The sequence below is a fragment of the Paenibacillus sp. PAMC21692 genome (assembly GCF_014303795.1).
GTDB classification, from domain to species: domain Bacteria; phylum Bacillota; class Bacilli; order Paenibacillales; family Paenibacillaceae; genus Pristimantibacillus; species Pristimantibacillus agaridevorans.
Genome location: NZ_CP060293.1, coordinates 97150 through 105000, shown reverse-complemented (window position 1 = coordinate 105000; position 7851 = coordinate 97150). Strand labels below are relative to the sequence as shown.

The following is a 7851-nucleotide window of genomic DNA, read 5'->3' as shown; positions in this document are numbered from 1 at the left end:
GCTGACTTGTAGGCAAATCCGCAAGTCGTTAGGCTGGGCTGTGATGGGGAGCGAAAATTGCAGTAGCGAAGGTCATGTACTCCGGCTGTCAAGAAAAGCCTCTAGCCAGGTGATGGTGCCCGTACCGCAAACCGACACAGGTAGGCGAGCAGAGCATGCTAAGGCGCGCGGAAGAACTCTCGTTAAGGAACTCGGCAAAATGACCCCGTAACTTCGGGAGAAGGGGTGCCTCGGTAGGGTGAATAGCCCGAGGGGGCCGCAGTGAAAAGGCCCAATCGACTGTTTAGCAAAAACACAGGTCTGTGCGAAGCCGTAAGGCGAAGTATACGGGCTGACGCCTGCCCGGTGCTGGAAGGTTAAGGGGAGCGGTTAGGGGCAACCCGAAGCTGTGAACCGAAGCCCCAGTAAACGGCGGCCGTAACTATAACGGTCCTAAGGTAGCGAAATTCCTTGTCAGGTAAATTCTGACCCGCACGAATGGCGTAACGAATTGGGCGCTGTCTCAACGAGAGATCCGGTGAAATTTTAATACCTGTGAAGATGCAGGTTACCCGCGACAAGACGGAAAGACCCCATGGAGCTTTACTGCAGCTTGATATTGGACTTTGGTACGATCTGTACAGGATAGGTGGGAGCCTTTGAAGCCGGAGCGCCAGCTTCGGTGGAGGCGCCGTTGGGATACCACCCTGATCGTATCGGAGTTCTAACCTGGTACCGTGAATCCGGTACGGGGACCGTGTCAGGCGGGCAGTTTGACTGGGGCGGTCGCCTCCTAAAATGTAACGGAGGCGCCCAAAGGTTCCCTCAGAATGGTTGGAAATCATTCGAAGAGTGCAAAGGCATAAGGGAGCTTGACTGCGAGACCTACAAGTCGAGCAGGGACGAAAGTCGGGCTTAGTGATCCGGTGGTACCGAATGGAAGGGCCATCGCTCAACGGATAAAAGCTACCCTGGGGATAACAGGCTTATCTCCCCCAAGAGTCCACATCGACGGGGAGGTTTGGCACCTCGATGTCGGCTCATCGCATCCTGGGGCTGAAGTAGGTCCCAAGGGTTGGGCTGTTCGCCCATTAAAGCGGTACGCGAGCTGGGTTCAGAACGTCGTGAGACAGTTCGGTCCCTATCTGTCGCGGGCGTAGGAAATTTGAGAGGAGCTGTCCTTAGTACGAGAGGACCGGGATGGACGTACCGCTGGTGTACCAGTTGTTCCGCCAGGAGCACCGCTGGGTAGCCAAGTACGGACGGGATAAGCGCTGAAAGCATCTAAGCGTGAAGCCCCCCTCAAGATGAGATTTCCCAGTATGTAAGACCCCTTGAAGACGACGAGGTTGATAGGTTCGGGGTGGAAGCACAGCAATGTGTGGAGCTGACGAATACTAATCGGTCGAGGGCTTATCCTAATCGCTTATTTGGTCATACAGCCGGTAAGCAAGCTAAAGATTCAGCACACTTTCGTATCCAGTTTTCAGGGCGCAATCCGGTTGTTCGGGTGGACAAGCTCCATTTCAAACAACAGATTTGCACATGACATTTGGCGATGTCATTTCCTGACCTTGCAAGCGACCCCGAGCGCTGCAAGAGACACAATTCGGGGAAACATGTGGCGGTGTAGCTCAGCTGGCTAGAGCGTACGGTTCATACCCGTGAGGTCGGGGGTTCGATCCCCTTCGCCGCTACCATATGGAGGATTAGCTCAGCTGGGAGAGCATCTGCCTTACAAGCAGAGGGTCGGCGGTTCGATCCCGTCATCCTCCACCATTCAATTCCTGGAGCTGTGGTGTAGAGGCCTAACATGCCTGCCTGTCACGCAGGAGACCGCGGGTTCGAATCCCGTCAGCTCCGCCATTTCTTTAAAATAGCAAGTAAGGCTCGGTAGCTCAGTCGGTAGAGCAGAGGACTGAAAATCCTCGTGTCGGCGGTTCGATTCCGTCCCGAGCCACCATTAGGATTTATAACGTGGAGGATTAGCGAAGTGGCCAAACGCGGGAGACTGTAAATCTCTTCCTTCGGGTTCGGTGGTTCGAATCCATCATCCTCCACCAGTTCCTTAACAGGAGCCATTAGCTCAGTTGGTAGAGCACCTGACTTTTAATCAGGGTGTCGAAGGTTCGAGTCCTTCATGGCTCACCAGTTTTTATTTCTAATTAACCAGACAAGAGGCGAAGCCTCTTTTTTTTGTTTTATGGAAATGACGCAACATGGCGATCTTCGCATGTAGCTTATATTAGCTTATAAATCTAACGGACATCAAGAGGCTGTCGATTCATTGTGGGTAACGGAGTTGAAACGTTCTGCTTTCGCTAACGGACCTCAGAGCCTCTATTTGCAGCATTTTCGCGATATTGAAAATCTAACGGACTCAGATAACGCTATTTGGTGCATTTCTGCCCATTCTATGCGGTTTTGACGTAAGTAAGGTCGTCTGTGTCCGTTACAATTTGAACAGGCCCCATTTTTGCGAAATAGCGGCTGTGGTGTCCGTTACGATATTGAAAAGAGCCGACGCATTTCATCATGCGTCGGCCCTTTTATTATCGCCATGTACTATTTATTAAACGCCGCTCTCATACGCAATTCTGCATCGAGCTCCTTTACCGTCTCTTGAAGACGTCCTTGCAGCTCGGCGCCGAGCTCGAATTTGGTTTCGACTGAGCCGTCTTGAATGCGTGTCACCAGTTCGTCTGTCGCATAGACGCCGCGAACGAAATGTCTTGCACCCATGGAAGACAGGACCGGCTTTAATGAATAATCGATGCTCAATAAGTGAGCAAGCGTTCCGCCGATGAAGAGCGGGGCAACAAGCTTGCCTTCCAGCCCTTTCTGCGGGAGCAGGTCGATATAAGCTTTCAATACGCCAGTGTAGGAGGCTTTGTATACTGGGCTGGCAATTATGACGGCATCCGCCTCTTCGACGATCCGGTTGGCCTCTACAATGGAGGCGCTGCCGAATCTGGCATGGACAAGATCATCAGCTGGCAGAGATACTACGGTTATCGTATTAGTCGTGTGACCAAGGGCTTCTATTTCCTTACGGGCGTAATCGATGATGCCGTTGAGACGGGAAGTTGCATTGGGACTACCGGAAATGATTGCGATTGTAGACATAGAGCAGTTCTCCTTCGTGACTGGGGATTATAGTGCCCCCAGGAATCGTTTGGCAGTAGAGTATCATGAATCGGGAGTAGGGTCAAACGGATGCTAATTAATATTCATCGCGGGGTTATGGTACAATGATAAAAAAGCGTCTATTCATGGAGAGTGGAGATTAAGTAATGAGCAAGACAGACTGGTTGATGCCGCTGCAGCACATTCTGAATAGCCCTATTCAATTGAAAACGAGAACGGTCCAGGAATGGGAAACGTTCGTACAAGAAGCCGATGCCAAGTGGCAGCCCGATAAGAGCGAAGCACTTGCCCCCGGTACAAGAATCGAAAAGGCAGACTCGTCGACCTGGTTTATTGCAGGCAGACAAAAACAGGAGCTGTCCGTGCTTGAAATCGCGGACACTTCATTGACGACGAAGGAAAAGGATCTGATCAGTTGGACGCTTTACATGACGGTGCGCAACCCGTCCGCGAAGCCGAATGCTAACATTAGCGATTCGGAACGATTCGCTGAGCGGTTAAGCGAGTGGCTCCAGCAGCAGCTGGACTCCGATGAACCGGCTTATTCCTTGCCCGATCATCTCACAGTGGGCAGCCGATTGTATTACGACATGATTCCTTTCCTTCTAATAACGGAGCAGACAACAACGACGAAGGCGGCGGCTTACACCGAGCTTGAGAAGCTTCTCAAGTCGTTTCTGTCGGAGGATATTCTGCTTATTCCGCTTAAGAGTCAGGAATGGTTGATCTGGGGACCGATGGCATTGCTCAGAGATGAGGATGCCGAACCTTATGATGCGACAGAAGAGGAATCGATGGAGGACAGCCTTGCTTCCATAACGTCCGGTCTGCATGAGATGTTGGCAAGCGAGTGGCTGGGCGAGTGTCATCTGGCCGTCGGGCTTCCGGTAACACCGTCCAAAGGGATGGTGGAGATGACGATGCTGCTGCGCGAAACGATCAATCTCGGACGGAAATTCCATGTGGGAACGAATATTCATCTTCCATGGATGCTGCAGCTCGAAAGGCTGTTGAACACGATTCCGGAGAGCTATCGCGCGAAGTACCTGGAGCAATCGCTGAAACGTGCCGATCTATTTGTGGAGCCGGAGATGCTGGCTACGCTAGAGACGTTTTTCTCTTTGGATTGCAATGTGAGCGAGACGGCGAAGAGGCTTTATATTCACCGGAACACGCTTTTATATCGGCTGGACAAGCTCAAGCAGGAGACCGGGCTTGATGTTCGGCAGTTTAGAGATGCCGTGCTTGTTAAGATCATTTTGCTATTGTACAAAGTTACGAAAAGGAATTAGTTTTTTTGTAAAGTATGTGCATAGTCATCTGCCCGTCTGTGGGATAAGATAGATGCATATCGAAATTCTTTTCTTAGGGGGAAATTGATCATGGCAGGCGTACGCTTAGAAGGCATTTACAAAAAATATCCGGGTTCCGATAAAGCATCTGTAACCGACGTAAATCTTGATATCAAGGACAAAGAATTCTTGGTATTGGTAGGACCATCCGGTTGCGGTAAATCGACGACGCTTCGTATGATCGCAGGTCTTGAAGAAATCTCGGAAGGTAAATTGTTCATCGGCGACCGTCTCGTGAACGACGTAGCTCCTAAAGATCGCGACATCGCGATGGTATTCCAATCCTACGCCTTGTACCCGCATATGAACGTGTACCAAAATATGGCGTTCGGTCTGAAACTTCGTAAATTCAAAAAAGCAGACATCGACAAACGCGTTCGTGAAGCTGCTAAAATTCTTGATATTGAGCATTTGCTCGACCGTAAACCAAAAGCTCTCTCCGGCGGTCAACGTCAGCGTGTTGCCTTGGGCCGCGCAATCGTTCGTGAACCACAAGTATTCTTGATGGATGAGCCGCTCTCCAACTTGGACGCCAAACTTCGTGGCCAAATGCGCGCGGAGATCAGCAAGCTGACTAAACGTCTGGAAACAACAACGATCTACGTAACGCATGACCAGATCGAAGCCATGACAATGGGCGATCGCATCGTCGTTATGAAAGACGGCTTCATTCAACAAACAGCTTCCCCAGAGGAACTGTACAATCATCCGGTTAACATCTTCGTTGCAGGTTTCATTGGAGCTCCTTCCATGAACTTCGTAACGGGCTCGCTGAGCGAGCAAGGCGGCGCAGTTAAGTTCAAAGCTTCCGGCGTAGACGTGGTTGTACCAGAAGGCAAAGCAGCAACGCTTCGTTCCAAAGGCTACATCGGCAAAGAAGTCATCCTCGGCATTCGTCCTGAGGACATCCACGAAGAGCCAGTGTTCCTGGAAGCTTCCCCTGGCACGATCGTAAACGCAAACGTAGAGGTTGCCGAGAACCTTGGTCACGAAATGTATCTGTACCTGAACGGTATTGGCAACGACACGGTAATCGCGCGTGTAGACGGCCGTTCCGCAATCCGTGATGGTGCAAGCGTAAAGCTGGCCCTGGACATGAACAAAGTTCACCTCTTCGACAAAGAGTCCGAACTGAACATCTTCGAAAGCTAATTCTTATCCCCCTTATAATAGAGAGCCTTGGGCGAAAGCCTGAGGTTCTTTTGTTTTTTCGGAGGGGAAAACCGTTTTCTTTCCTAAAGAGTCTAATACATAACGGGAAAGTGACGAGACAGATAGTTAAGGAGGGATGTCGTGCAAGAGAATGAGGATTCAAGGCATGTCCAAGGGCTGAAGAATTGGAGCCAAGAAATGCTGCTGGCACGAATTCAGTCGGAAAATGACAAAATGTACGGCATTGCTTTTGCTTACTTGCGTAATGAGGATGACGCTCTGGAAGCCATACAGGAAACGGTGTGCCGCGTTTGGAGCAAAAGAAAAAGTTTGAAAGACGATAGATATTTCACAACTTGGATGATTCGAATTTTAATAAACGTCTGTATGGACGAAAGAAAAAAAAGAAAGCGGGAAATGCCTTCGGATTCGGCAATAAAAGATGTTGCAGGCCCTGGTCAGGAATCGATCGAACGTCTCGGTATAGAGGAGCAGTTGGCAAAGCTGCTTCCCCATTACAAAATGGTGATTGTATTAAAGTATTACAGGGACATGACCATTACGCAAATCGCAGAAATGATGGAGAAGCCGGATGGGACAATACGTACTTGGCTTCACAAAGCACTGAAGCAATTAAGAACGGAAATCGGCGAAAGGGAGGGGGATTCGGCATGAGCGATTGGCTGAAGAAGGATAGAGCGTTGGAAGAGGAAGAGGGCTCGGACGATACTGGAATCGATGAAAGGGATATAGAACAAGCAGACCGAGAGGTAGTTGCCGTCTTAATAAAAGATGCGGATCTGGTGAGACAGAGCATCCAATTAAGCGAGGAGTCTTTGTTAACTTCGAAGCTGGATCAAGCACTGGCTGATGGAATGGAACAAGGGCGCAGAAGAAGTGCGCGGCAGCGCGGGAAGCGAATGAGCCTTCAGCTAAGCGCCGCAGTCCTTGCGATGTTGTTTGTATTAACGGCTTTTGTACGAATCTCTCCTGGCTTCGCTGCTATTGTCAAAGATATACCCGGTTTCGCCGGATTTGTGGAGTTGGTAAGCTACGATGGTTCCTTGCAATCGGCGATCGACAACGAATACATTCAGGTCGTGGGCAAGTCCGACGAACGGAATGGATATACATTTACGGTGAACGGCGTTATAGCGGATGCACAGCGGGTTGTGTTGTTGTATACGGCTGAAGGACCGGGGATTGGTGAGGAGGATACACCGTCTCTGTCCTATGAGCTCAAAAATGAGAACGGCGGAAATGTGGTGGCCTCAATCGGTTCCGCTCATTATTTTCGGGAAAAGGATAACAAGGATAGTGTTGTACAGGATTATCTGGACATTATGATGGCGCCTGGCGAACCGGTGCCGCATGAAATACAGTTTAAGCTGGAGTTAGGCGGCGAATGGCTGGAGGTGCAGGTTCCGATCGATCATAGCCGATTCGATGAGATGACCGAAGTCATTGACTTGAATCAGACGATCGAGGTTGAGGGGCAGCGGATCGAGATCAAGAAAGCCGTTATAACGCCGCTGCAGGTGTCGATTACGTTTAAAAGTGCATCCGGAAATGAAAAAAGGCTGAACGACTTTATCGATCTGGAGCTTGTGGATGAACGAGGTCTGAGCTATCAGACGAAATCGGGAATGGGGGATCTCGACACGGAGATCGTCCGTCATTTCCAAAGCTCGTACTTCCAGAAGCCGGAGACTCTAACGTTGAAGGCGAAAGGATTGCTGATGTCCGATCGCGGTATGAAGGTTGTAATCGATACGGAACAAGGGAAGCTGCTAGAGGCGCCTGATGGACGGTTGAAGCTTGGCGAGGTGAGGCAGTCAGGTGAAGCGATAGATCTGTCGTTTGAATTGTCGCAGGCGGATGATCCACAAAAAGTTCCAAGGGCCTTGAGAATATTTGAGTATGAAGGATATGCATATGATGTAACCGGTAAACAAGTACCTATTCGCAGCGGGAAAGTGAATAGTGATATTGTGGTATCGTTCGGCAGCAAGTCTTCCGTCGTGTACACTTACTATTTCCACATCCCGAACGAAGAGTATGTTCAGCCTTTGACTATCGAGATCGATCAATATCTCGGTCATGCTTTTAAGGGAATTGCGATTCCCATCAAATAAGAAGAAGACGCCACGCGGCGGAAACGTTGCGTTTGGCGTCTTTTTGCTTTACGATGAAGACATTGGAAATACACATACATAACGCC

5 protein-coding genes, 6 tRNA genes and 1 rRNA gene (1 of these 12 only partly in view) are annotated in these 7851 nt (G+C 50.0%); 11 read left to right on the top strand and 1 reads right to left on the bottom strand.

The window, feature by feature from the left end; all coding sequences use genetic code 11:
* The 7 genes from H7F31_RS00460 to H7F31_RS00430 form a co-directional block, all read left to right on the top strand.
* Positions 1-1400: ribosomal RNA gene (locus H7F31_RS00460) — 23S ribosomal RNA — on the top strand (it extends 1533 nt beyond the left edge of the window).
* A gap of 202 nt (positions 1401-1602) precedes the next feature.
* Positions 1603-1679: transfer RNA gene (locus H7F31_RS00455), tRNA-Met, on the top strand.
* A gap of 3 nt (positions 1680-1682) precedes the next feature.
* Positions 1683-1758: transfer RNA gene (locus tag H7F31_RS00450), tRNA-Val, on the top strand.
* A gap of 10 nt (positions 1759-1768) precedes the next feature.
* Positions 1769-1845 (top strand) — tRNA-Asp (locus tag H7F31_RS00445).
* Positions 1846-1866: 21 nt separating this feature from the next.
* Positions 1867-1942 (top strand) — tRNA-Phe (locus H7F31_RS00440).
* Positions 1943-1958: 16 nt separating this feature from the next.
* Positions 1959-2042, top strand: a tRNA-Tyr gene (locus tag H7F31_RS00435).
* A gap of 12 nt (positions 2043-2054) precedes the next feature.
* A tRNA-Lys gene (locus H7F31_RS00430) sits at positions 2055-2130 on the top strand.
* A 414-nt stretch (positions 2131-2544) separates the two neighbouring features.
* On the opposite strand, the gene ssuE is transcribed toward H7F31_RS00430, so the two are convergent.
* Positions 2545-3105 (bottom strand): NADPH-dependent FMN reductase, encoded by a 561-nt coding sequence (gene ssuE / locus H7F31_RS00425; protein WP_187102540.1) that lies wholly within the window; start codon positions 3103-3105, stop codon positions 2545-2547.
* A gap of 167 nt (positions 3106-3272) precedes the next feature.
* On the opposite strand from ssuE, the gene H7F31_RS00420 reads away from it, so the two are divergent.
* The 4 genes from H7F31_RS00420 to H7F31_RS00405 all read left to right on the top strand — a co-directional run bounded on the left by H7F31_RS00420 (position 3273) and on the right by H7F31_RS00405 (position 7765).
* Positions 3273-4418, top strand: coding sequence for a PucR family transcriptional regulator (locus H7F31_RS00420; protein ID WP_187102539.1), 1146 nt, complete (start codon positions 3273-3275; stop codon positions 4416-4418).
* A 90-nt stretch (positions 4419-4508) separates the two neighbouring features.
* The gene (locus H7F31_RS00415; protein WP_087571738.1) at positions 4509-5630 is read left to right on the top strand and encodes an ABC transporter ATP-binding protein; all 1122 of its coding nucleotides are present in this window, start codon (positions 4509-4511) and stop codon (positions 5628-5630) included.
* Between the two features lie 234 nt (positions 5631-5864).
* On the top strand, positions 5865-6305 hold the full coding sequence (locus H7F31_RS00410; RefSeq protein WP_187102538.1) for a sigma-70 family RNA polymerase sigma factor: 441 nt from the start codon (positions 5865-5867) through the stop codon (positions 6303-6305).
* The gene (locus H7F31_RS00405; protein WP_187102537.1) at positions 6302-7765 is read left to right on the top strand and encodes a DUF4179 domain-containing protein; all 1464 of its coding nucleotides are present in this window, start codon (positions 6302-6304) and stop codon (positions 7763-7765) included. Before H7F31_RS00410 ends, H7F31_RS00405 begins: the two co-directional genes overlap by 4 nt.
* Positions 7766-7851: the final 86 nt, after the last annotated feature.